Annotated in this window: 19 protein-coding genes and 1 pseudogene; 11 read left to right on the top strand and 9 right to left on the bottom strand. The window is 61.6% G+C overall.

Annotation, left to right across the window (positions count from 1 at the left end):
* The first annotated feature begins 86 nt into the window (after positions 1-86).
* From ACR52_RS27490 to ACR52_RS27445, 10 genes are all read left to right on the top strand, one after another.
* Positions 87-1,946: an extracellular solute-binding protein gene (locus tag ACR52_RS27490; protein ID WP_048731358.1), complete on the top strand. Its 1,860-nt coding sequence runs from the start codon at positions 87-89 to the stop codon at positions 1,944-1,946.
* Positions 1,946-3,007, top strand: a complete 1,062-nt coding sequence (locus ACR52_RS27485; RefSeq protein ID WP_048731356.1) for a microcin C ABC transporter permease YejB — start codon at positions 1,946-1,948, stop codon at positions 3,005-3,007. The genes ACR52_RS27490 and ACR52_RS27485 overlap by 1 nt, the downstream gene beginning before the upstream one ends.
* A complete protein-coding gene (locus ACR52_RS27480) occupies positions 3,007-4,029 on the top strand; it encodes an ABC transporter permease (protein ID WP_048731354.1) in 1,023 nt (340 codons plus the stop codon). Before ACR52_RS27485 ends, ACR52_RS27480 begins: the two co-directional genes overlap by 1 nt.
* 10 nt (positions 4,030-4,039) lie before the next feature.
* Positions 4,040-5,611: an ABC transporter ATP-binding protein gene (locus tag ACR52_RS27475; RefSeq protein ID WP_048731353.1), complete on the top strand. Its 1,572-nt coding sequence runs from the start codon at positions 4,040-4,042 to the stop codon at positions 5,609-5,611.
* Positions 5,612-5,773: 162 nt separating this feature from the next.
* A complete protein-coding gene (locus tag ACR52_RS27470) occupies positions 5,774-7,180 on the top strand; it encodes a sigma-54 interaction domain-containing protein (RefSeq protein ID WP_048731351.1) in 1,407 nt (468 codons plus the stop codon).
* Between the two features lie 288 nt (positions 7,181-7,468).
* Positions 7,469-8,860 carry a GntP family permease gene (locus ACR52_RS27465; protein ID WP_048731349.1) on the top strand — a complete coding sequence of 464 codons (1,392 nt, stop codon included), beginning with the start codon at positions 7,469-7,471 and terminating at the stop codon, positions 8,858-8,860.
* Between the two features lie 7 nt (positions 8,861-8,867).
* Positions 8,868-9,641 (top strand): 3-hydroxybutyrate dehydrogenase, encoded by a 774-nt coding sequence (locus ACR52_RS27460; RefSeq protein WP_048731347.1) that lies wholly within the window; start codon positions 8,868-8,870, stop codon positions 9,639-9,641.
* A gap of 113 nt (positions 9,642-9,754) precedes the next feature.
* Positions 9,755-11,707 carry an acetoacetate--CoA ligase gene (locus tag ACR52_RS27455; RefSeq protein ID WP_048731345.1) on the top strand — a complete coding sequence of 651 codons (1,953 nt, stop codon included), beginning with the start codon at positions 9,755-9,757 and terminating at the stop codon, positions 11,705-11,707.
* A 142-nt stretch (positions 11,708-11,849) separates the two neighbouring features.
* A complete protein-coding gene (locus ACR52_RS27450; RefSeq protein ID WP_048731343.1) occupies positions 11,850-14,012 on the top strand; it encodes a hybrid sensor histidine kinase/response regulator in 2,163 nt (720 codons plus the stop codon).
* Positions 14,013-14,055: 43 nt separating this feature from the next.
* On the top strand, positions 14,056-14,331 hold the full coding sequence (locus ACR52_RS27445; RefSeq protein ID WP_007898282.1) for a peptidylprolyl isomerase: 276 nt from the start codon (positions 14,056-14,058) through the stop codon (positions 14,329-14,331).
* A 108-nt stretch (positions 14,332-14,439) separates the two neighbouring features.
* Here ACR52_RS27445 and ACR52_RS27440 read toward each other — a convergent pair whose 3' ends face one another.
* From ACR52_RS27440 to ACR52_RS27405, 8 genes are all read right to left on the bottom strand, one after another.
* The gene (locus ACR52_RS27440; RefSeq protein ID WP_048731339.1) at positions 14,440-15,348 is read right to left on the bottom strand and encodes a sugar kinase; all 909 of its coding nucleotides are present in this window, start codon (positions 15,346-15,348) and stop codon (positions 14,440-14,442) included.
* Positions 15,349-15,457: 109 nt separating this feature from the next.
* A complete protein-coding gene (locus tag ACR52_RS27435) occupies positions 15,458-16,666 on the bottom strand; it encodes an amino acid deaminase (protein WP_048731336.1) in 1,209 nt (402 codons plus the stop codon).
* A gap of 10 nt (positions 16,667-16,676) precedes the next feature.
* Positions 16,677-17,441, bottom strand: a complete 765-nt coding sequence (locus ACR52_RS27430) for an IclR family transcriptional regulator (protein WP_048731335.1) — start codon at positions 17,439-17,441, stop codon at positions 16,677-16,679.
* Positions 17,442-17,575: 134 nt separating this feature from the next.
* Positions 17,576-17,965: a RidA family protein gene (locus ACR52_RS27425; RefSeq protein WP_048731333.1), complete on the bottom strand. Its 390-nt coding sequence runs from the start codon at positions 17,963-17,965 to the stop codon at positions 17,576-17,578.
* A gap of 23 nt (positions 17,966-17,988) precedes the next feature.
* Positions 17,989-18,771, bottom strand: coding sequence for an amino acid ABC transporter ATP-binding protein (locus ACR52_RS27420; RefSeq protein WP_048731332.1), 783 nt, complete (start codon positions 18,769-18,771; stop codon positions 17,989-17,991).
* Positions 18,768-19,430: an amino acid ABC transporter permease gene (locus tag ACR52_RS27415; protein WP_048731331.1), complete on the bottom strand. Its 663-nt coding sequence runs from the start codon at positions 19,428-19,430 to the stop codon at positions 18,768-18,770. The genes ACR52_RS27420 and ACR52_RS27415 overlap by 4 nt, the downstream gene beginning before the upstream one ends.
* 11 nt (positions 19,431-19,441) lie before the next feature.
* Complete coding sequence (locus ACR52_RS27410; RefSeq protein WP_017737242.1) at positions 19,442-20,104, bottom strand: amino acid ABC transporter permease; 663 nt, start codon at positions 20,102-20,104, stop codon at positions 19,442-19,444.
* Between the two features lie 53 nt (positions 20,105-20,157).
* Entirely contained in the window at positions 20,158-21,006 is an 849-nt protein-coding gene (locus ACR52_RS27405) for a transporter substrate-binding domain-containing protein (protein WP_048731327.1), read from the bottom strand.
* Positions 21,007-21,638: 632 nt separating this feature from the next.
* Here ACR52_RS27405 and ACR52_RS29975 point away from each other — a divergent pair.
* Positions 21,639-21,929 (top strand): annotated as a pseudogene (locus tag ACR52_RS29975) (thioredoxin family protein); the annotation flags it as partial.
* 19 nt (positions 21,930-21,948) lie between these two features.
* On the opposite strand, the gene ACR52_RS27400 reads toward ACR52_RS29975, so the two are convergent.
* On the bottom strand, positions 21,949-23,517 hold the full coding sequence (locus ACR52_RS27400) for a TerC family protein (RefSeq protein ID WP_048731325.1): 1,569 nt from the start codon (positions 23,515-23,517) through the stop codon (positions 21,949-21,951).
* Positions 23,518-23,546: the final 29 nt, after the last annotated feature.

Below are 23,546 nucleotides of genomic sequence, written 5' to 3'. Positions count from 1 at the left end.
CGTTGTGCATGTGACGACTGGCGATGCTCAAGCCGTTAGCGTACAAATCCCTATTATTCTTCGTCCCCCGGCGCTCAAGGCTGATAATGCGATTGGCTTTTTCTTCCCTGCTTGGCTTCACCCTGGCCCTTCTGCTGGCCAGCAGCGCCGTGATCGCGGCCCCGCAAACCTACCTCACGGTGTACGGCGAACCGGCCAAGTACCCCGCCGGTTTCAGCCATTTCGACTACGCCAACCCCAATGCCCCCAAGGGCGGCACTTTGCGGCGTTCAGCCATCGAAATCGGGCGTTTCGATCATGTGCTGCCCTATATCGACAAAGGCATCGGCGTGTCCCAGGTCGACGGCTGGCTGTACGCGCCCCTAGCCCTGCGCTCGCTGGACGAGTCCTACACGGTCTACGGCCTGGTCGCCGAAAAGATGGAACGCGCCGACGATGGTCTGTCGCTGCGCTTCTACCTCAACCCCAAGGCGCGTTTTGCCGATGGCAAACCCATCACCGCCGAAGACGTGCGCTACAGCTTTGATTTGCTGATGACCCAGGGCAGCCTGCGCTTTCGCACTCTGTTCGCCGACGTGAAACACGTCGAAGTCGAAGGCGAGCGCCAGGTGCGCTTCGATTTCTCCAGCAATGAAAACCGCACCCTGCCCCTGGATATCGCCACCCTCCCCGTATTCCCCGAGCACTGGTGGAAGACCCGCGACTTCGCCAACGGCGGCGGCTACGAAGCCCCGCTGGGCAGCGGCCCGTACAAGGTCAGCAAGATCGACTCCGGCAGCACCATCACCTTTACCCGCGACCCCAATTGGTGGGGCAAGGACTTGCCCGTCAGCCGTGGCCTGTACAACTTCGACCACCTGAGCCTGGAGTATTTCGGCGACACCGAAGTGGCGCGCCAGGTGCTGCGCGGCGGTGCCTACGACTTCAACCGCGAATTCTCCGCCACCGGTTACTCCATCGGCTACAACGGCCCGGCCCTGGACGATGGCCGCCTGCAACGTGCGCATTTGGCCAAGGACATGCCGCAACCGGCCCAGGGTTATGTGTTTAACGTGCAAAACCCGATCTTCAAGGACCGCCGTGTGCGCCAGGCGCTGGCGATGCTGTGGGATTTCGAATGGGCCAATCGGCAGATGATGCGCAACCTGTACATCCGCCAGCAGAGCTACTTTTCCAATAGCCCGCTGGCCGCCAGCGAGTTGCCCACCCAGGCAGAACTAAAAATTCTAGAACCCTTGCGCGGGCAAGTCCCCGACGAGGTGTTCACCCAGGTCTTCAAGGCCCCGGTCACCGATGGCAGCGGCATGATCCGCGACAAGCAACTGCAAGCCCTGGCCCTGCTGGAAGAGGCCGGCTGGAAACCGGCTGGCGACAAGCTGGTCAACGCCGAGGGCGAGCCGCTGGAGTTCACGTTCCTTAATACCCAGAACGGCCTTGAGCGCCTGTTGTTGCCGTACAAACGCAACCTGGCGCAGATCGGCATTACCCTGAATATCCGCCGCATTGATTCCTCCCAGTACGTGAACCGGTTGATGACCCGCGATTACGACATGATCGTGACGGGTTTCCCGGTGACCACTTCGCCCGGGATGGAGCTGTACAACTACTTCGGTTCCGCTGCCGCTTTCGATTCGGGCGCCAACAACTACATGGTGCTGAAGGACCCGGCTGTCGATACCCTGATCAAGGGCCTGGTCAAGGCCGACACCCAGGCACAAATGCTCACCTACGCCCACGCCCTGGACCGCGTGCTGCAATGGAATTACCTGTGGATCCCCAATTACTACCCGCCCGGCACCTCCGCCGCGTGGTGGAACCGATTCGGTCGCCCGGCCATCGAGGCGAAAAACGATGAAGCCCTGGAAACCTGGTGGGAAATCAGCCCCACGCCACTGACGAATGAACAAATGAACGCCGAGCTGAAAAAACGCGGGGGTGCCCGCTGATGTTTGCCTATATCGTGCGACGCCTGCTGCTGATAATCCCGACCTTGGTGATCATCCTGCTGGTGAACTTCGTGATCGTGCAGGCCGCGCCCGGCGGGCCGGTCGAGCAAGCCATAGCGCACTTGCAAGGGATCGGCGGCGGCGGTGTCGGAGGTTCCTCCGGCGAAAGCATCAGCAGCGGCTCACGGGCCAGCCGTGGCCTGGACCCCAAACTGATCAAGGACATCGAAAAACAGTACGGCTTCGACAAGCCCGCACCCGAACGCTTGTGGCTGATGCTCAAGAGCTACGCCCAGCTGGATTTCGGCAACAGCTTCTTCCGTGGCGCGACAGTGACCGACCTGATCCTGGAAAAGATGCCCGTCACCATCTCCCTCGGCCTGTGGGCCACGCTGATCACCTACCTGGTGTCGATCCCGCTGGGGATTCGCAAGGCGGTGCGCCATGGCAGCAGCTTTGATGTGTGGAGCAGCACCGCCATCGTGATCGGATATGCCATGCCAGCGTTTCTGTTTGCGATGTTCCTGATCGTGGTCTTCGCCGGTGGCACCTCGCTGAACTGGTTCCCGGTGCGCGGGCTGGTCTCGGAAAATTTCGAAGAGCTGAGCACCGTGGGCAAGATCGCCGACTACTTCTGGCACTTGGTATTGCCGGTGTCGGCGCTGGTGATCGGTGGGTTCGCCACCCTGACCATCCTCACAAAAAACTCGTTCCTCAATGAAATCACGCGCCAGTATGTGGTCACCGCCCGCGCCAAGGGCCTGAGCGAACGTCGGGTGCTGTACGGCCATGTGTTCCGCAACGCGATGCTGCTGGTGATCTCGGGGATTCCACAAGCGTTTATCAGCGTGTTTTTTGCCGGCTCCCTGCTGATCGAAGTGATCTTTTCCCTCGATGGCCTGGGCCGCATGAGCTACGAAGCGGCGGTGTCGCGCGACTACCCGGTGGTGTTCGGCTCGCTGTTTATCTTCACCCTGTTCGGCCTGCTGATAAAACTGATCGGCGACCTCTGCTACACCCTGGTGGACCCGCGTATCGACTTCGCCGCGAGGAACGCCTGATGCTTAATCTGTCTCCCGTGGCCCGTCGGCGTTTCGAGCGGTTCAAGAAAAACCGCCGTGGCTGGTGGTCGCTGTGGCTGTTTATCGGCCTGTTTATCCTGACCCTGGGCGGCGAGCTGATCGCCAATGACAAGCCGTTGGTGATGAGCTACAAAAGCGAGCTGTATTTCCCGGTGTTCAAGCGCTACACCGAGCAGCAGTTCGGCGGCCAACTGCCGTTCCAGGCTGACTACCGCAGTGACTACGTGCAAAAGCTGATCAAGCAGGACGGCGGCTGGATGCTGTTCCCGCCGATCCCGTTCAGCGATGACACGCCCAACTACGAACTGACCCGCCCTGCCCCGAGCCCGCCGTCGGCGGTGAACTGGCTGGGCACCGATGACCAGTCCCGCGACGTGCTGGCGCGGGTGATCTTCGGCGCGCGGGTGTCGATCCTGTTTGCGTTGGCGTTGACGGCGATCAGCGCCGCCATCGGCATTGCCGCCGGGGCCTTGCAGGGTTATTACGGCGGCTGGGTCGACTTGATCGGCCAGCGCGTTCTGGAAGTGTGGTCCGGGTTGCCGGTGCTGTACCTGCTGATCATCCTGTCGGGGTTTGTCGAACCCAATTTCTGGTGGCTGCTGGGGATCATGGCGTTGTTTTCCTGGCTGGCCCTGGTGGACGTGGTGCGCGCCGAGTTCCTGCGCGGGCGCAACCTGGAGTACGTCAAGGCGGCGCGGGCTTTGGGTTTGGGCGACGGCAAGATCATTCGCCGGCACATCTTGCCCAACGCCATGACCGCCACCTTGAGCTACCTGCCGTTTATCTTGACTGGGGCGATTTCCACCTTGAGCGCCCTGGATTTCCTCGGCTTTGGCATGCCGGCGGGCAGCGCGTCACTGGGTGAATTGATCGGCCAGGGCAAGCAGAACCTGCAAGCGCCGTGGCTGGGCCTGACGGCGTTTTTCACCTTGGCGCTGATCCTGTCGCTACTGGTCTTTATCGGCGAGGCATTACGTGATGCCTTCGACCCACGTTCATGAGTGACTGCGTATGAACCTGATTGAAATCCGCGACCTCTGCGTCGCCTTCAGCGGCCAGACGGTAGTCAGTAACCTGTGCCTGGATGTACGCCCCGGCGAGTGCCTGGCGCTGGTGGGGGAATCCGGCTCGGGCAAGTCGGTGACGGCCCATTCGATCCTGCAACTGCTGCCCGAAGCCGGCACCGAAACCACCGGCTCCGTGAAGTACCGAGGCCAGGAACTGATCGGTGCTTCAGCTTCCACCTTGCAGAAACTGCGCGGCAACCGCATCGCCATGATCTTCCAAGAGCCGATGACGTCCCTTAACCCCTTGCACAGCATCGAAAAGCAGATCGGTGAAACCCTGCTGCTGCACAAGGGCCTGGGCGGCAAGGCGGCGCAGGCGCGCATCCTCGAACTGCTCGAACTGGTGGGCATCCAGAAACCCCAGGAACGGCTCAAGGCCTATCCGCACCAACTCTCCGGTGGTCAACGCCAACGGGTGATGATCGCTATGGCCCTGGCGTGCGAGCCGGAACTGCTGATCGCCGACGAACCCACCACGGCGCTGGACGTGACCGTGCAGCGCAAGATCCTGCTGCTGCTCAAGTCGTTGCAACAACGCCTGGGCATGTCGCTGCTGCTGATCAGCCACGACCTCAACCTGGTGCGCAGCATTGCCCAGCGCGTGTGCGTGATGCGCGCCGGGGAGATCGTCGAGCAGGCCGACTGCGAGACCTTGTTCACCGCGCCACAACACCCCTATAGCTGCCTGTTGCTGGACGCCGAACCTTCCGGCGACGTGCTGTGCAGCGACCCGCGCGAAACCGTGCTGGAGGTGGACGACCTGACCGTGCAATTCCCACTGAGCGGCGGCCTGTTTCGGCGCAAGACCTACCTGCGCGCCGTGGACGGCATCAGCCTCAGCGTGCAGCGTGGCAAGACGCTGGGGATTGTCGGCGAGTCCGGCTCGGGCAAGTCCACCCTGGGCCAGGCGATCCTGCGCCTGCTCGATTCCACCGGCAGCATCCGCTTCCAGGGTGAAGCCCTCGACCCGCTTAACAACCAGCAGATGCGCCCGTGGCGCAAGCAGATGCAGGTGGTGTTCCAGGACCCTTACGGCAGCCTCAGCCCGCGCATGTCGGTGCAGCAGATCATCAGCGAAGGCCTCGAAGTGCACGCGCCGTGCAGCCTCGCCGAGCGTGACGCGCAAGTGATCCAGGTGCTCAAGGACGTCGGCCTCGACCCCGCCAGCCGCCATCGTTACCCCCATGAATTCTCCGGCGGCCAGCGCCAACGCATCGCCATCGCCCGCGCGCTGGTGCTCAAGCCGGCACTGATACTGCTGGATGAACCCACCTCCGCCCTAGACCGCACGGTGCAGAAGCAAGTAGTGGCGTTGCTGCGTGAACTGCAAGAAAAATACGGCCTGACCTACCTGTTTATCAGCCATGACCTGGCCGTGGTGCGCGCCATGGCCCACGACATGATCGTGATCAAGGACGGCAAGGTGGTGGAGCGCGGGCCGAGCCACGAAGTCTTCGACGCGCCGCAGCACGCCTACACCAAAGAGCTGCTGGCCGCCGCGCACATTCCCTTGTGAGATTGTTCCCACGCTCTGCGTGGTAACACAGCCAGGGACGCTCCGCGTCCCGCTAGGCGCGCAAGCCCTCGAGCCCTGCGCCAAGTGACGCGGCGCGTCACGGGAGGCATTCCCACGCAGAGCGTGGGAACGATCATTAACCCTTTTGTTGGCAGCACGAGCATGAACAGCAGCGAAAGCCTCAAAGACTACCAACGCGTTCGCGGCCTGGCCATCCAGTCGCTGTTCGAGATCATCGAGCAATCCAGCGAAGGCACGGTGATTGTCGACCGTGACGCGAACATCGTGTGGATGAACGAGCGCTACGCCAAGCGCTTTGGCCTGAAAAGCGCCGACGAAGCCATCGGCCAACCGTGTGAAAAGGTCATCTCCAACAGCCTGCTGCGCCAGGTGGTGCGCACAGACCTGCCGATTTTGCTCGACATCCAGGACACGCCCAAAGGCCCACTGGTGGTGATGCGCCTGCCGATTCACGACGATGCCGGTGTGGTGATCGGCGCGATTGGGTTTGCGCTGTTTGATGAACTGCGCAACCTGTCGCCACTGATCGAACGCTACCTGAGCATGCAACAAGAGCTGGCCTCCACCCGCTCGTTGCTGCGTTCGCGGCAGAGCAAATACAACTTCGCGCACTTCATCGGCACCAGCGCCGCGAGCCTCGAAGTCAAACGCCGGGCGCGGCGCAGTGCGAGTGCCGAGTCGCCGGTATTGCTGCTGGGCGAAACCGGCACCGGCAAGGAACTGCTCGCCCAAGCGATTCACGGCGCCTCCCCGCGTGCAAACAAGGCGTTTGTCAGCATCAACAGCGCGGCCATTCCCCACGACCTGCTGGAAGCCGAGTTCTTCGGTACCGCCCCAGGCGCGTTTACCGGCGCCGACCGCAAGGGCCGCCCCGGCAAATTACAGATCGCCCAGGGCGGCACGCTGTTCCTCGACGAAATCGGCGATATGCCCCTGCCGCTGCAAAGCAAACTGCTGCGGGTATTGCAGGAGAAGGAATACGAAGCGGTGGGCTCCAATGAAATGCTGCACAGCGATGTGCGGGTGATTGCTGCCACGTCCATGGACCTGGAGGCGGCGATCAAGCGTGGCGAGTTTCGCGCGGACTTGTATTACCGACTGAACGTGCTGCCGATCCACGTGCCGCCTCTGCGTGACCGACTGGATGATATTCCAGCGCTGAGCGAGGCAATCCTTGAGGAACTGCGCAGCCAGCATGAACTGGACCCTGAGGCCATGGCACTGCTCGCGCGCCATGCGTGGCCGGGAAATATTCGCGAGCTGCGCAATGTGCTGGAACGCGCGGCGCTGTTGAGTGATGACCTGGTGTTGGATGCCGGGGAGATTCGCGCGGCGATTGGCACGTTCAGTCCGGTGGAGCGTGGGGCGGTCGAGACGATCGAGGGAGAGACGTTTGCCGCGGCACGGGAGCGGTTTGATCGGCAGGTGGTTACTGCGGCGCTCAAGGCGTGTGAAGGGAATGTGGTGGAGGCTGCGCAACGGTTAGGGCTCGGCAGATCGACGTTATATAAAAAAATGATAGCGTTGGGCCTCGATCAGTCCCAATAAAGAGACACGACTCCAAATACAGAGACAACCCAATGTGGGAGGGGGCTTGCTCCCGATGGCGGTGGGCCGGTACCGGAAATACTGGCTAACACGCCGCTATCGGAAGCAAGCCCCCTCCCACATTGGATCTCCACTTGTCTCAAATTAGAGACAAAATAGCTCTCCGTGATTTTAAGTTAGTTAAATATCTATATATTTCAAATAGTTAACATCTTGGCACACATCTCGCTATAGCCCTTCCCCACAGCTTCACACCACAAAAATAACAATCCAATTTGGAGACACACCATGAGTGTGATCATCGCCCTGGCAGCCCTCGCGCTGCTGATGCTGGCTGCCTACCGTGGCTATAGCGTTATCCTGTTTGCCCCCATCGCCGCCCTCGGCGCTGTCCTTCTCACCGACCCGTCCGCCGTCGCCCCTGCCTTTACCGGGGTGTTCATGGAGAAAATGGTCGGCTTTATCAAACTGTATTTCCCGGTGTTCCTGCTCGGTGCGGTGTTCGGCAAGCTGATCGAGCTGTCGGGATTCTCGCGCTCCATCGTCGCCGCCGCGATCCGTTTGCTCGGCACGCGCCAGGCGATGCTGGTAATCGTGCTGGTCTGCGCCTTGCTCACCTACGGCGGCGTGTCGCTGTTTGTGGTGGTGTTTGCGGTGTACCCGTTTGCCGCCGAAATGTTCCGCCAGAGCAATATCCCCAAGCGCCTGATCCCGGCGACCATCGCCCTCGGCGCGTTCTCGTTCACCATGGACGCCCTGCCTGGCACGCCGCAGATCCAGAACATCATCCCGAGCACCTTCTTCAACACCACCGCCTGGGCCGCGCCGTGGCTGGGGCTGATCGGCACGATCTTCGTGTTCTGCGCCGGCATGCTCTACCTCGCCCGCCAGCGCAACAAGGCCCAGCGCGCGGGTGAAGGCTACGGCACCGAGTTGCGCAACGAGCCGGAAACCGCCGAGAACCTGACCCTGCCCAACCCGTGGGTCGCGCTGTCGCCGCTGATCCTGGTGGGTGTAATGAACCTGCTGTTCACCCACTGGATCCCACAGTGGTACGGCAAGACCCACAGCCTCAGCCTGCCGGGCATGAGCGCGCCGGTGACCACCGAAATCGCCAAGCTCACCGCGATCTGGGCGGTGCAGGCGGCGTTGCTGGTGGGCATCATCATGGTGCTGGTATTTGGCTGGTCGGCGATTCGCAGCAAACTCGCCGAAGGCAGTAAAAGTGCGGTCAGCGGTGCGTTGCTGGCGGCGATGAACACCGCCTCTGAATACGGTTTTGGTGCGGTCATAGCGTCGTTGCCCGGCTTCCTGGTGCTGGCGGACTGGCTCAAGGGCATCCCCAACCCGCTGGTCAACGAAGCGATTACCGTGACCCTGCTGGCCGGGATCACCGGTTCCGCATCCGGTGGCATGAGCATCGCCCTGGCGGCGATGTCCGAGAGCTTTATTTCGGCGGCCCATGCGGCCAATATTCCCCTTGAAGTGCTGCACCGGGTCGCGGCCATGGCCAGCGGCGGCATGGACACCCTGCCCCACAACGGCGCGGTGATCACCCTGCTGGCGGTCACCGGGCTGACCCACCGCGAAGCCTACAAGGACATTTTCGGCATTACGATTATCAAGACCCTCGCGGTGTTCGTGGTGATCGGTACTTACTACGCCACCGGCATTGTGTGAGGTTTTCATGACGACTTTGAACGGCAAGACTGCCCTGGTTACCGGCTCCACCAGCGGCATTGGCTTAGGGATAGCGCTGAGCCTGGCCAAGGCCGGCGCCAACCTGATCCTCAACGGCTTCGGCGACGCCAGCGCGGTGATCGCCCAGGTGCAGGCGTTTGGCGGCAAGGTCGGGCATCACCCGGCAGACGTCAGCGACCCGGCACAAATCGCCGACATGATCGCCTACGCCGAGCGCGAATTCGGCGGCGTCGACATTTTGATCAACAACGCCGGCATCCAGCATGTGGCGGCGGTGGAAGACTTCCCGGCCGAGCGTTGGGACTCGATCATCGCCATCAACCTGTCCTCGGTGTTCCACAGCACGCGCTTGAGCCTGCCAGGCATGAAGGCCAAGGGCTGGGGACGCATCGTCAATATCGCCTCGGTGCACGGCCTTGTCGGTTCGGTGGGCAAGGCGGCCTATGTGGCGGCCAAGCACGGGGTGATCGGCCTGACCAAAGTAGTGGGCCTGGAAACCGCCACCAGCAACGTCACCTGTAATGCGATCTGCCCGGGCTGGGTGTTGACGCCGCTGGTGCAGAAGCAGATTGATGATCGTGCCGCCACCGGCATCGACCCGCAGCAGGCGCAGTATGATTTACTGGCGCAGAAACAGCCGTCGCTGGAGTTCGTGACTCCGCCGCAACTGGGCGAGCTGGTATTGTTTTTGTGCAGCGAGGCCGGCGCCCAGGTGCGCGGTGCAGCGTGGAACATCGACGGCGGCTGGCTGGCCCAGTGATGATCGCTCCCACGCTCTGCGTGGGGTTGCCGCCCTCCGCGTCCCAAGAGCGGACGCAGAGCGTCCAGAGAGGCATTCCCACGCAGAGCGTGGGAACGAGTAGAGGCAACACCATGTCCGAGATCCTCTGGCAACCCTCCCCCGAACGCATCCGCAACACGCGGATGGACCAGTTCCGACGCTTTATCAATGAACGCTACAGCGTGCAGCTCAGCGACTACCCGGCCCTGCACCAATGGAGCATCGACCAGCGCCCGGACTTCTGGCGGGCAATTGTCGAGTTCTTCGACGTGCAATTTCGCAGCCCACCCAGCGCGGTGCTGATCGAAGACGCCGAAATGCCCAGCGCCCAGTGGTTCCCCGGCGCCACCCTGAACTTTGCCGAACACCTGCTGCGCCGTCGCGACGATTACCCGGCGGTGGTCGCCATCAGCGAACACGGCCAGCGCGAACAACTGAGCTACGCCGAACTCGCCCAGCATGTCGCGGGCCTGCAGCGCAGCCTGCGGGCAATTGGCGTAACCCAGGGCGACCGGGTGGCCGCGTGCATGCCCAACACTTGGCAAACCCTGGTGGGCATGCTCGCCACCACCAGCCTCGGCGCGATCTGGTCGTGTTCATCGCCGGACTTCGGCACCCAGGGCGTGATCGACCGTTTCGGCCAGATCGAACCCAAGGTGCTGATCACCTGCGCCGGTTATCGCTACGCCGGCAAGGACATCGACCAGAGCGCCAAGCTCAATGAAATCCTCGAACGCCTGCCGTCCCTGGAGCAACTGATTGTCGTGCCTTACGCACGCCCACAGGCGAGCGCCGAGGATTACCAGACCCAGGCAAGGGTTGCGCTGTGGAATGACTTTTACCAGCCTGGCGGCGAGCCTGAATTCATCGCGGTGCCGTTCGATCACCCGCTGTATATCCTCTACTCCAGCGGCACCACCGGCGTGCCCAAGTGCATCATCCACGGCACCGGCGGCGTGCTCCTCACGCACCTCAAGGAACACGGCCTGCACGCCGACCTGTCCCGCGAGGATTGCCTGTTCTACTACACCACCTGCGGCTGGATGATGTGGAACTGGCTGGTGTCGGTGCTGGCTCTCGGCGCCACGGCTGTGCTGTATGACGGCTCGCCGTTTCACCCAGGGCCTGCGCGTTTGATCGACCTGATCGATGCCGAAAAGATCAGCGTGTTCGGCACCAGCCCCAAGTTCCTCGCCACCCTGGAAAAAGCCGGGCTGCAACCGCGCCTGACTCATAACCTGAGCAGCCTCAAAGGGCTGATTTCCACCGGCTCGCCGCTGTCGCCGCAGAGCTATGACTACGTGTACCGCGAGATCAAGGAAGAGTTGTGCCTGTCGTCGATGTCCGGTGGCACCGATATCGTCTCCTGCTTCGTGATCGGCAACCCGGTGCTGCCGGTGCGGCGTGGCGAGATGCAGTGCAAGAGCCTGGCGATGGCCATCGAGGTGTGGGACGACAACGGCCAGCCCCTGGTCGGTGAAAAAGGCGAGCTGGTGTGCACGCGGCACTTCCCGGCGATGCCCATCGGCCTGTGGAATGACCCGGACCAGAAAAAGCTGCGCGCCTCGTATTTCAACCTGTTTCCCGGCGTGTGGGCCCAGGGCGATTACGCCGAGCAGCGGCCCAACGGCAGCCTGTTGATTCACGGGCGCTCCGACGCGGTGCTCAACCCCGGTGGCGTGCGCATCGGTACCGCCGAGATTTATCGCCAGGTGGAAAAAGTCCCGCAGGTGCAGGAAAGCCTCGCCATCGGCCAACGCTGGCAGGACGATGTGCGCGTGGTGCTGTTTGTGCGGCTCAATGACGGGGTCCAATTGGATGAGGCACTGCAACAGCAGATCCGCCAGGTGATCCGTGCCAACACCACACCGCGCCATGTGCCAGCGAAAATCCTCGCAGTCACGGATATCCCGCGCACCATCAGCGGCAAGATCGTCGAACTGGCGGTGCGCAACGTGGTACACGGCGAAGCGGTGAAAAACACCGACGCACTGGCAAACCCGGAGGCCCTGGCGCAGTTTCGCGACCGCCCTGAACTCGCGTGAAGATGAAAGGTTTCAGCCCTGTAACACTCATTTGAAGACAACGCCCCAAGGCATGCTATTTTCCGAGGGGTAGTCAGCTGTTCCCGACTCACGGGATAATCGGCTTTTGTCACTTTTCAAAGCGTTACGCGCAGGGCTTTTTATGAAGGGAACATCCACCGGTAGCGAAGTCGGCGCATTGATTGCGCGGCTGGACTGGGCGCAAAGCCCGCTCGGTGAGGCCAACGATTGGCCGCAAAGCCTGCGTACAGCCGTGGACATCGTCATCCATTCACCGATGCCGATGCTGCTGTTGTGGGGCAGCCAACTCACTCAACTCTATAACGACGGCTTTGCCCTGCTAGCGGGTAACAAGCACCCCGACGCACTGGGTCAACCGGCGCACGAAGCCTGGCCGGAGCTGGAAAGCTTCACCGCGCCTATCTACGACGCCGTCCTCAGCGGCCAAGTGCGCACGTTCAGCGAGCAGCGCTTCGTGCTGCAGCGCAACCATCGCGACACTGAAATCTGGCTCGACCTGACCTACAGCCCGATCCGTGATGAAAGCGGCGATGTCGCCGGCATCCTGGTCACGGCCATCGAGACCAACGAGCGCCGCAGCAAAACCCTCGAACTGCAACAGCGCTCCGAAGCCAGCCTCAAGGCCCAGCACAACACCGAACAACGCCTGCAACTGGCCCTGGCCGCCACCGACGCGGTGGGCACCTGGGACTGGGACATCGGTGAAGACCGCTTTATCGCCGACGCGCACTTCGCCTACCTGCATGGCGTCGACCCCGGCGACGCAGGCCTGCTGCCCATCAGTGATTACCTGCAAGGCGTGCACCCCGAAGACCGTGGCACGGTAGCGCGCAGCATCAAGCACTGCATCACCCACGGCACCGAATACGCCGAGGAATACCGCTTGCTGCAAGCCGACGGCGAAGTGCGCTGGGTGTTTGCGCGCGGGCGTTGCTACAAGGATCACCACGGTCGCCCCGCGCGCTTTCTGGGCGCAGCGCTGGACCTCACCGAACGCAAACACACCGAGCAGGCCCTGCGCCACCTTAACGAGAACCTCGAAGAACGTGTGGCGCAGCGCACCCAGGCGCTGGCCGAGGCGAACCAGCGCCTGCAAAGCGAGATGGTCGAGCGCGAGCGCGCCGAAGATGCGCTGCGTCATGCGCAGAAGATGGAAGCGGTGGGGCAGCTCACCGGCGGTATCGCCCATGACTTCAACAATATGCTCACCGGGATCATCGGCAGCCTCGACCTGATGCAGCGCTATATCGCCGCCGGGCGCAGCGAGGACATCGGCCGTTTCACCGACGCCGCCGTGTCCTCCGCGCACCGCGCTGCCGCCCTCACCCACCGCCTGCTGGCGTTCTCGCGGCGCCAGTCGCTGGACCGTCGCCCCACCGACCCCAACCAGTTGGTGGCCTCCCTGGAGGATCTGTTCCAGCGCACCAAGGGCGCGCACATCGCACTCAAGGTGCAACTGGGCAACGATATCTGGGCCGTGAACACCGACGCCAGCCAGCTGGAAAACGCCCTGCTCAACCTGGTGATCAACGCACGCGACGCGATGCCCGACGGCGGCGAACTGTTGATCGAAACCGCCAACAGCTACCTGGACGGCACCGACATCACCACCCTCGAACCGGTCAAGGCCGGCGACTACGTGATGCTCGGCGTGAGCGACAACGGCAGCGGCATGGCGCCGAAGATCCTCGCCAAGGCGTTCGATCCGTTTTTCACCACCAAACCCATCGGCCAGGGCACCGGCCTGGGGCTGTCGATGATCTACGGGTTTGCCCAGCAGTCTGGCGGGCATGTGACCATCCAGAGCGAACCGGGCCAAGGCACCTGCGTGCGCCTGTACCTGCCGCGCCTGCATGGCACGGCCCTGGAAAGCAACCAAACGCCGCAGCTGAGCGAAGCCCCAGTGGCACTGGCCGGTGAAGCCGTGGTGGTGGTCGAGGACGACCCGGCGGTGCGCATGCTGGTGGTCAATGTGCTCGACGAGTTGGGCTACACCGCGCACCAGGCCGCGGATTCACGCGGAGCGCTGCCGTTGCTGGAGTCGGATTTGCGCGTGGACTTGCTGGTGACCGACGTCGGCCTGCCGGGCATGAACGGCCGGCAATTGGCGGAAATCGCGCGCCAGCACCGGCCGGGCCTAAAGGTGCTGTTCATGACCGGTTACGCCGAGAAAGCCGCCGAACGCCAAGGGTTCCTGGAAGACGGCATGGACATGGTGGCCAAGCCGTTTTCCATCGACCTGCTGGCCACCAAAATCCGTAGCATGATCAGCGTCGTCGAATGAGTTCAGGCATAATCGCGCGCCGCCGCACACCTGGTAGAGATCAATGAAAGCCCAAGCCCGTCATATCCTGGTGAAAACCAGCGAAGAAGCCGAACAGCTCAAACAGCGCATCGCCAAGGGCGAAGCGTTCGATGTGCTGGCCAAGAAGTATTCCACCTGCCCGTCCGGCAAGCGCGGGGGTGATCTGGGCGAGGTTCGGCCGGGGCAGATGGTCGGGGTGATTGATGCAGTGATTTTCAAGAAACCACTGCGGGTGGTGCATGGGCCGATCAAGAGCAAGTTCGGGTATCACCTGGTGCAGGTGTTTTACCGCGACTGAAGAGATCGTTCCCACGCGGAGTGGGAACGATCAATTATGAGGTGCCTGGCGGGCTTGTTGTGGCGAGCGGGTTTGCCACAACAAACCCGCTCGCCACAATAGATCGGCTTACACTCGGGGAATCAGCGCGCCTGGCACCTGAATGACCCGGCTTGCCAACTGATGACCGGCCAGTGCGGCCGCCTCTGGCGACTCACCCTTAAGCCGACTGGCCAGGTACGCAGCGCTGAACGAATCCCCCGCCGCCGTGGTGTCCACCACCTTCTCGACGTTCAACGCCGGCACGGCAAAACGCTCGCCGTCGCAGCGGATCAAACACGCCTCTGCGCCACGCTTGAGCACCACTTCTGCAATCGTCGGATACGCCGCAAACACCTGTTCGCTGTCCGCATAACCAAACAACGCACGCTCGTCATCTTCGGTCAGCAAGGCGATATCCACCTCGGCCAGCACCTTGCGATAAGCCTCACGGGCAGCGTCCACATTGGCCCACAGCCGCGGCCGGTAGTTGTTGTCGAACACCACCCCGCCACCACGCCGACGGGTTTCGATCAGGGTTTGCAGCAAGCGCTCACGTCCGACCTCACCCAGCACCGCAAGGGTTATGCCGCTGAAATACACCACGTCATAGCCCGGCAACGCCGCCAGAATCGGTTCCGCCGCCGGCGTGGTGAAGCAATCGCGCACGGCCGCTTCGTTGCGCCAATAGAGGAATCTGCGTTCGCCGCTGGCATCGGTCTGGATGCAGTACAAGCCCGGCAAACGGCCGGGTAGGCGTTGAACCATACCCAGGCCGAGGCCTTCATCGCTCCACTGTTGGCACATGGCATCGCTGAAGCTGTCATCGCCCAGGGCGGTGACGTAGTCCACTGTGCCGATGTCCCCCAGCTCGCGGCGCAGGTACACCGCCGCGTTCAAGGTGTCGCCGCCGAAGCTTTGTTGCAGGCTGCCGTCGGCGCGATGCTGCAGTTCGATCATGCATTCGCCGATGAGGGCGATGCGGGGTTGGGTGGTCATGGCAGGTGTCTCTGGTGTGGCTGATGGCGCCATCGCCGGCAAGCCAGCTCCTACGGGAAACGCATAACAAATGTAGGAGCCGGCTTGCCGGCGATGGGAGCGTCGCGGTCTAGAAACAGGTATGCAGGGACTCGATCACCTGCAACTGCTCATCCACCAGGCACCCGACTTGCCACTTGTCGAAGGTCAGGCAAGGGTGCGATGTACCAAAGGAAATGATGTCGCCAATGCGCAGCTCAACACCCGGCGCCACGGTCATGAACGCGTGCTGGTCCATCACCGCCGTGACCTTGCAAGCGCCCACGTCATCGCCTTCCGCCGGCAAAATACCGGCCTTATAGCGCTTGAGCGGCACTGGCAAACCGGCGTCGTAGGCCACGTCACGCTTGCCCAGGGCGATCACCGCAAAACCCGGCTCGGGCATCGATTGCACATGGGCCCAGACTTCCAGCGCCGGGCGCAGGCCTTCGTTGAGGTCGCTGCGACGGTCGAGCACGCAGCATTGCGCCTCTTTGTAGATACCGTGGTCGTGGGCCACGTAGCTGCCAGGGCGCAACACACTGAGGAAACGGCCGGCGGCATTTTGTGTTTCGAAGGACTCGGCGATCAGGTCGTACCAGGCCGAACCCGACGCCGTGACGATGGGCTTGGGCAGGTCGAAGGAACCGTTGTTCTGCAGGTCCACTGCCAGGCGCACCAGGCTGGCGGCGAAGTCGCGGATACCGCTGACGGCGTGCTCGCCGTGGATCACACCTTCGTAGCCTTCAATGCCGGTAAGCGCCAAAGCCGGCTGAGCCTTGATCGCTTTGGCGAGGTCGCGCACTTCCTGCTCGCTGCGGCAACCGCAACGGCCGCCAACCACGCCGTATTCGATCATTACGTTCAGGCGCAGGCCACGGGCGGCGAAGAACAGCCCCAGGTCGGCGACGTTGTCCGGGTGGTCGACCATGCAATGGAAGTCGAAGCCTGTGTCGGCCAGCAGGTCGGCAATCAGCGCCATGTTCGGCGCGCCCACCAGTTGGTTGGCCATCAGCACACGGCGCACACCACCGGCATAGGCCGCGCGGGTTTGTACGGCGTTGGCCAGGGTAATACCCCAGGCGCCTGCGCTGATCTGACGCTGGAACAGCGCCGGCATCATGCTGGTTTTGCCGTGGGGTGCGAGCTCTGCGCCACTCTTGCTGACAAAGTCCTGCATCCAGCGAATGTTGTGTTCCAGCGCATCGCGGTGCAGCACCAGAGCGGGCAGGCTGACGTCGCGGACCAGGTGGGCGCCAACAGCGGCGGCGCCTTTTTCAACGGCATTGATGGCAGACATGCAAAAGCTCCTATTCGTTGATGCGACGAGCCAGGTTGTTGGCGCTTTCGATCAACACCCGGCGATAGTCGTTGTAGTTTTTGAGCGCATCGGCCCGTGGGGCGACGATGCACAGGGTCGCAATGCTGATGCCCTGCGCGTCCCGGACCGGGGCGGCAAAACAATGGGTAAAGGTGTCGGCCACACTGTCGAAGGAAAAGAAGCCATCGAGGGTGGCCTGACGGATTTGCGCGAGGAAGGTCTCCAGCTGAAGGCGCTGGCCGTCCGGCAGGATGAAGTCGTCGTGGTCGATCAGGTCGATAATTTGCTGGTCGCTCAAGTGCCCCAGCAACAGGCGCCCGGACGCGGTCCACGGGATCGGCGCGTTTTCGCCGATGTCAGACGAGATGCGGAAATGCCGCTCGCCTTCGCGCATCAGCGCCACTGTGTATTTGCGCCCGTTGAGCAGGCACATTTGCGCGGTTTCGTGGGTCTGGCTAACGATCTCCTGCAAGGCGTGGTCGGCTTCGCGGGTCAGATCAAAATGGCGCAGGTGCGCCTGGCCGAGGAAGTACAACTGGCGGCCAAGGTAGACGTGACCGTCCTTGCCCACCGTCTCCAGGATGCGCCGTTCCAGCAGGGAAGCGACCAGTTCGTAGACGGTGGATTTCGGGCTGCCGATGCCGCTGGCAATATCATTCGGGCGCAGGGGCTGGCCGATTTCCTTGAGGAAATCGAGGATATCGAATGCACGGTCCAGGCCTTTGGCGCGGCGTTTGATGGTGTCTTCGGTCATGGCGGTGTTTGGTCCCGTTGCAGATGATCGTTCCCATGCTCTGCGTGGGAATGCATACCGTGACGCTCTGCGTCACAAAAGCGGACGCGGAGCGTCCAGGGCGGCGTTCCCACGCGGAGCGTGGGAACGATCATTTAGCCTTTTTTCTTGTAGGCCACGCAATCAATCTCGACCTTGCAGTCCACCATCATGTTGGCCTGCACGCAGGCCCGCGCCGGGGCGTGTTCCGGGGTGAAGTATTCGCCGAACACTTTGTTGAAGCTCCAGAAATCCCGTGGGTCTTCCAGCCATACACCGACGCGCACCACATCCTTGAGTTCGTAGCCAGACTCTTCAAGAATCGCCACCACGTTGCGCAGGGTCTGGCGGGTTTGCTCGACGATGCCGCCGTTGATGATTTCACCGTCCACCGCCGGCACCTGGCCCGAGACGTAGAGCCAGCCGTCCGCTTCCACCGCGCGGGCGAAAGGACGTGGCTGGCCGCCGCCGGCGGTGCTGCCGGTGCCGTAACGAGTAATGCTCATAAAATGTTCTCCTTGAGTGAAAATTAAAAACGAATGTTCTTCAGAAACTCCGCCAGGCGCGGCGACTGCGGCCGTTCGAAGATGTCCTTCGCCGTGCCCTGCTCTTCAATGCGCCCCTGGTTCATGAACACGATCTTGTCGGACACTTCATAGGCAAAGCGCATTTCGTGGGTGACCAGCAACATGGTCATGCCCTCTTCCGCCAGGCCCTTGATCACGCTGAGCACTTCACCCACCAGCTCCGGGTCGAGGGCCGAGGTGACTTCGTCGAACAGCATCAGGCTAGGGTTCATCGCAATCGCGCGGGCAATCGCCACACGCTGCTGCTGGCCGCCGGACAACTGGCCGGGGAAGTGGTTGCGCCGCTCCAGCAGGCCGACGCGGTCCAGCCACTTTTCAGCGAGGGCCACCGCTTCGTCCCTGCCCATCTTCTTGACCTTGAGCAGACCGAGGGTGACGTTCTGCAACGCGGTCAGATGCGGGAACAGGTTGAATTGCTGGAACGCCATGCCGGTCATCGCGCGGTGCTGGGCGATCACACGCTCGGGATGACGCACACGCTTGCCGGCGATTTCGCTGTAGCCGATGGACTCGCCGTCCAAAGTGATCTGCCCGCCCTGGAACTCTTCGAGCAGGTTGACGCACCGCAGCAGCGTGGTCTTGCCCGAGCCGCTGGAGCCGATCAACGTCACGACATTGCCGCGCTGCATGGACAGGTCGACGCCCTTGAGCACTTCGACCTGGCCGTATTGTTTACGCAGCCCGCGAATGTTCAGCAGCGGTTGGGTTGTTTGAGGTTGGTTCATGGCAAGGCCACCCGCTTTTCAATGTAGCGCCCGAATAACTCGATGGCGTAGTTGATGACAAAAAACAGAAACCCGGCGAACAGATAGAACTCGAGGGTCATGAAGGTGCGCGCGATCACCTGCTGAGTGCTCAGCAGCAATTCGGCCACGCCGATCACCGATAACAGGGTCGAAGCCTTGACGATTTCCGTGGAGGAATTGACCCACGTCGGCAGGATCTGCCGCAGCGCCTGGGGCAACAGCACGTAGCCGAGCGACTGGTAGAACGTCAGGCCAATCGCCCTGCCCGCTTCCAGTTGACCACGGGGAAGGGCTTGCAGCGCGCCGCGCACGATTTCCGAGACGTGGGAGCCGCAGAACAACGTCAGCCCGACGGCACCGGCCTGGAACGCGGTGATCTGCCAACCGAGCGCCGGGAGCATGTAGAAACACGCCAACACCAACACAAACACCGGCGTGCCACGGATCAGGTCGACATACAGGCGGAACGGCGCGCGCATCCAGAACTTGCCGTAGGTCAGGATCAACCCGGCGACGATGCCAATCAGGGTGCCAAAGATAATCGCCAGCGCCGACACAGACACACTGGCCTGGAAGCCCGCCCAGAGGGTTTCCCGGGCGATCCACAACTCATGCAACCAGCTGGGGGATTCGTACATGGAAACCTTCCTTAACGACGGATCGCCAGACGCTGTTCCAGGTACCGGAGCAGCATGGCGATGAGGTAACAGGCAGCCACGTAGAGCGCGGTCGTGACCAGCCAGGTTTCAATCACCCGGTAGCTTTCGACGTTGATCTTGCGGGCGTAATAGGTCAGCTCGGGCACCGCAATCGCGGCCGCCAGGGAGGTGTCCTTGAACAGCGAGATAAAGTTATTCGACAGCGCTGGCAGCACGTTGCGCAACATCACCGGCACGGTGATATACGCACGAATCCGCCACTCGCCCAGGCCGATGGCCAAGCCGGCTTCGCGCAAGCCCTTGGGGATATTCAACAGCCCGGCGCGGAACACTTCGGTCAGGTAGGCACCGGCGTACAACGACAGCGTGATGATGAACGAGGGGATTTTGTCCAGGCGAATGCCCAGGCTGGGCAGCGCGAAGTAGATCAACAGGATCAACACCAGGATCGGCGTATTGCGCACCACCGTCACATACACCGAGGCGAAAATTCGCAGCGCACGGTGCCTGGACAGCATGGCAAATGCCATCAGCAGGCCGATCACGCAACCGATGGCGATCGACAGCAGTGCCAGTTGCAGGCCCAGACCGAGCCCCGCCAGCAAGGTGTCGAAATCGCGCCACACGGCGGCAAAGTTCAACTGATAGTTCATGGTCAACAGTACCTAGTTGGGGCGCCTTGACGGGCACCCCGGTTTTTTACGAATCACTTGAATTCAACAGGGAAACCAATCGCGGGCTCTGGCAGGTCGACACCGAACCACTGCTTGAACGAGGCCTTGTAGGTGGGGAATTCCACACCGGTCATGGCTTCATGCAGCGCGGTGTTGACGAAATTCAGCCAGTCCTGATCGCCACGCTTGACGGCACACGCGTAGGTTTGCGGGCTCCAGGCGTAGGTTGGGCTGCGGTAGCGGCCAGGGTTCTGCACCATCAGGTACTTGACCGAAGACTGGTCGGTAGCAGCGGCATCGGCGCGACCGGAGTTTACGGCCTGGTACATCAGGTCGACGCTGTCGTACTGGTCGACCTTGGCCTTGGGCAACGCCTGGTGCACCAGTTCTTCGGCGTAGACGTTTTGCAGCACGGCCACAGTGACGCCGTCACCGGCGGCCTGCAGGTCTTCGATTTCCTTGTACTTGCTATTGGCCGGCAGCAGCAGGCCCACGCCTTCGCGGTAGTACGGCAGGGTAAACGCCACCTGCTGCGCACGGCTGGCGGTGACGGTGATGAACTGGCAACTCATATCGACCTTGTTGGTCAGCAGGTTGGGAATGCGCGCGTCGGATGACTGCACCACGTACTCGACCTTGCTTGGGTCGTTAAACAAACCCTTGGCCACAATGCGGCCGATGTCGATATCAAAACCCTGCAACTTGCCATCCGCTCCCTGGAAGTGCCACGGCGCATTGGTACTGCCTGTACCCACGATCAGGTGCCCACGCTTGAGCACATCATCGAGCTTGCTGTCCGCCGCGTGCACGACGCTTGCGAGGGAAGCCGATGCGGCGAAGAGAAAAACACACGCTTTAAACACGGAAGGTCGGTGATGCATGACAAGCACTCCAGGAGTTGTGTATTCCGCTATACCGGAACTTAGTATGTAACAACGGAATAGATAGCAGAAAGTGTGCCATAGGCGCTGACAGAAAAATATGGAGGGATTGAATTCGTTATAAATCAAATAGATAAATTAATAAGTGCAAGGCAGCGTTACGCCAGCATCTGGAATCAGATTGCTACCCAAGGCCTCAGGCTGTGGTGACAGTTCCATACGAGTGCGCCGCAACGGTGTTACTGCGCACCAATGCAGGGCGCGATTTGTCAGGCCTGGCTAACCTTGATGCAGGTTGTACACGGTCCCCTTTGGGAGGCGGCTTGCTGGCGAAAAACGTCCCGGCGCCGCGTTTATGCTGGTTTCCTGCGTCATCGTTGACGACCTTCGCGAATGCAAAGAAGAGCTGGCCAAGCATCAAGGATGCCTTGGGTACTGACTACAGCAGCCAACATCACCACGGCTATTGCCGGACCAAGGCGTCCCGGAACAATGAGGAGTACAGGAAATGCGCGAGTCAGGCGCGCGAACGCGTGGAGCGCGAGGGGGACCTGTGAAGGTTGACAGTAGACGTGTGAAATTCCCGGGCTTAGCGTTGGCAAAAACCCGCGCCGTCCAGGAGGAATACTGTCATGGGATATGCGACTGCAACCATTGCCAATGCCGAGGAATATCAACGGGTACTGAGTACATCACGGCCCGTGTTTCTCCTGTTTGTCTCGGATCACTGCCCGGCCTGCTCGACTGCGGGACCGTTGTTCAATGAGATCGCCAGCAAGTACAAAGGCGTGGTGAGCCTGATACTGGATTGCGCCCAGACGCCGAGGCACCCGGAGGTCACGGGCACCCCAACACTGCTGATCTTCCTCGGCGGCACCCTGAAGGAAAAATTCAAGGGTTTTGGCCCCGAGGAAGAACAAGCGCAGTTTGTACAGAAGACCTTCAGGCGCTATGCACGTCGCAAGGCCGCAAAGCCACCTGCGTCACCCGACGCTCCTCCACCGCCGCCACCGTCAGGCGCCAACCCTCATGCTCCAGGCTATCGCCCACCCTCGGCAAGCGGTCCAGCAGGCTCATCACCAAACCGGCCAAGGTCTGATAGTCCTCAGTCGCGACGGCCTTGAAACCCGTGCGCTGACGAATCTGATTAAGGTTCAAGGCACCATTGGCGCGAAAGCCATCACCCTCCTCGACGATATCCGGCCCTTCGATTTCGCTGGCGTCCGGCAACTCGCCGGCGATGGATTCAAGGATGTCGGTCATGCTCAACACACCCACGAAGTCACCGAATTCGTTGATTACGAAGGCGATGTGGGTCGATTCCTGGCGCATCTGCTCCAGGGCGTTGAGGATCGAGAAACTCTCCAGCAGGTTGATTGCCCGGCGCGCTAGGTGTTCCAGGTTCGGCTCGTTACCGCCCAGGTACTCCTTGAGCAATTCCTTCTTGTGCACGAAGCCTAATGGTTCATCAACGGCACCGTTGCGGATCAACGGCAGCCGCGAGTAGGACGAATGCATCAGTTTCAGGCGGATACTGTCGGGATCGTCCGCCAAGTCTATGTAGTCAACCTTGGCCCGTGGTGTCATCAGGGTGCGGATCGGCCGTTCGGCCAATTGCAGCACGCCGCTGATCATCACGCGCTCACGCCGGTCAAACAGCGGGCCTTGCGCCGCATCCGTCTCGCCCAACAGGTCGGCCACCTCTTCACCTACCTCTTCCACCGCCAGGCTGCGGCCGCCGAGCAAGCGCATCACCGCATGGGCGGTACGCTCACGCACCGGCAACACGCCTTGCGCGGATTTCTTGCGACGGGACCGGGCGATCTGGTTGAACACCTCAATCAGGATCGAGAAACCAATGGCGGCGTACAGGTAACCCTTCGGAATATGGAAGCCCAAGCCTTCGGCGGTCAGGGCAAAACCGATCATCATCAGGAAGCCCAGGCACAGCATGATCACCGTCGGGTGCGCGTTGACGAAACGGGTCAACGGCTTGCTCGCGACAATCATCAGGCCGATGGACACAATCACCGCGATCATCATCACCGCCAGCTCATCCACCATGCCCACGGCGGTAATCACCGCGTCGAGGGAGAACACCGCGTCAAGCACTACGATCTGCGCCACGATTGGCCAAAACATCGCATACGCCACGTTGCCGCTACGCTGGGCCACATGGCCTTCGAGGCGCTCATGCAGTTCCATGGTGGCCTTGAACAACAGGAACACACCACCAAACAGCATGATCAGGTCACGGCCGGAGAAGCTCTTGTCGAACACCTCGAACAACGGTTGGGTAAGGGTGACCAACCAGGAAATACTCGCCAACAGCCCCAGGCGCATCAGCAGTGCCAGGGACAAACCGATCAACCGCGCACGGTCACGCTGCTCCGGTGGCAACTTGTCCGCCAGGATCGCGATAAACACCAGGTTGTCGATGCCCAGCACCAGTTCCAGCACAATCAAGGTCAACAGGCCTAGCCAGGCCGTTGGATCCGCTAACCATTCCATTTATTAAAATCTCTATCTAGGTTTCAGAA

Origin of the sequence: Pseudomonas fildesensis (assembly GCF_001050345.1) — a bacterium.
GTDB classification, from domain to species: Bacteria; Pseudomonadota; Gammaproteobacteria; order Pseudomonadales; family Pseudomonadaceae; genus Aquipseudomonas; species Aquipseudomonas fildesensis.
This window is presented reverse-complemented; position numbering and strand designations above follow the sequence as displayed.

Excerpts from the sequence above, each read along its gene's own strand:
- ACR52_RS27450 (WP_048731343.1), top strand. The coding sequence starts at position 11,850 with ATGAAGGGAACATCCACCGGTAGCGAAGTCGGCGCATTGATTGCGCGG.
- ACR52_RS27485 (WP_048731356.1), top strand. The coding sequence starts at position 1,946 with ATGTTTGCCTATATCGTGCGACGCCTGCTGCTGATAATCCCGACCTTG.
- ACR52_RS27490 (WP_048731358.1), top strand. The coding sequence starts at position 87 with ATGCGATTGGCTTTTTCTTCCCTGCTTGGCTTCACCCTGGCCCTTCTG.
- ACR52_RS27405 (WP_048731327.1), bottom strand. The coding sequence starts at position 21,006 with ATGCATCACCGACCTTCCGTGTTTAAAGCGTGTGTTTTTCTCTTCGCC.
- ACR52_RS27415 (WP_048731331.1), bottom strand. The coding sequence starts at position 19,430 with ATGTACGAATCCCCCAGCTGGTTGCATGAGTTGTGGATCGCCCGGGAA.
- ACR52_RS27465 (WP_048731349.1), top strand. The coding sequence starts at position 7,469 with ATGAGTGTGATCATCGCCCTGGCAGCCCTCGCGCTGCTGATGCTGGCT.
- ACR52_RS27440 (WP_048731339.1), bottom strand. The coding sequence starts at position 15,348 with ATGACCACCCAACCCCGCATCGCCCTCATCGGCGAATGCATGATCGAA.
- ACR52_RS27480 (WP_048731354.1), top strand. The coding sequence starts at position 3,007 with ATGCTTAATCTGTCTCCCGTGGCCCGTCGGCGTTTCGAGCGGTTCAAG.
- ACR52_RS27400 (WP_048731325.1), bottom strand. The coding sequence starts at position 23,517 with ATGGAATGGTTAGCGGATCCAACGGCCTGGCTAGGCCTGTTGACCTTG.
- ACR52_RS27445 (WP_007898282.1), top strand. The coding sequence starts at position 14,056 with ATGAAAGCCCAAGCCCGTCATATCCTGGTGAAAACCAGCGAAGAAGCC.
- ACR52_RS27435 (WP_048731336.1), bottom strand. The coding sequence starts at position 16,666 with ATGTCTGCCATCAATGCCGTTGAAAAAGGCGCCGCCGCTGTTGGCGCC.
- ACR52_RS27455 (WP_048731345.1), top strand. The coding sequence starts at position 9,755 with ATGTCCGAGATCCTCTGGCAACCCTCCCCCGAACGCATCCGCAACACG.
- ACR52_RS27430 (WP_048731335.1), bottom strand. The coding sequence starts at position 17,441 with ATGACCGAAGACACCATCAAACGCCGCGCCAAAGGCCTGGACCGTGCA.
- ACR52_RS27425 (WP_048731333.1), bottom strand. The coding sequence starts at position 17,965 with ATGAGCATTACTCGTTACGGCACCGGCAGCACCGCCGGCGGCGGCCAG.
- ACR52_RS27470 (WP_048731351.1), top strand. The coding sequence starts at position 5,774 with ATGAACAGCAGCGAAAGCCTCAAAGACTACCAACGCGTTCGCGGCCTG.
- ACR52_RS27410 (WP_017737242.1), bottom strand. The coding sequence starts at position 20,104 with ATGAACTATCAGTTGAACTTTGCCGCCGTGTGGCGCGATTTCGACACC.
- ACR52_RS27420 (WP_048731332.1), bottom strand. The coding sequence starts at position 18,771 with ATGAACCAACCTCAAACAACCCAACCGCTGCTGAACATTCGCGGGCTG.
- ACR52_RS27475 (WP_048731353.1), top strand. The coding sequence starts at position 4,040 with ATGAACCTGATTGAAATCCGCGACCTCTGCGTCGCCTTCAGCGGCCAG.
- ACR52_RS27460 (WP_048731347.1), top strand. The coding sequence starts at position 8,868 with ATGACGACTTTGAACGGCAAGACTGCCCTGGTTACCGGCTCCACCAGC.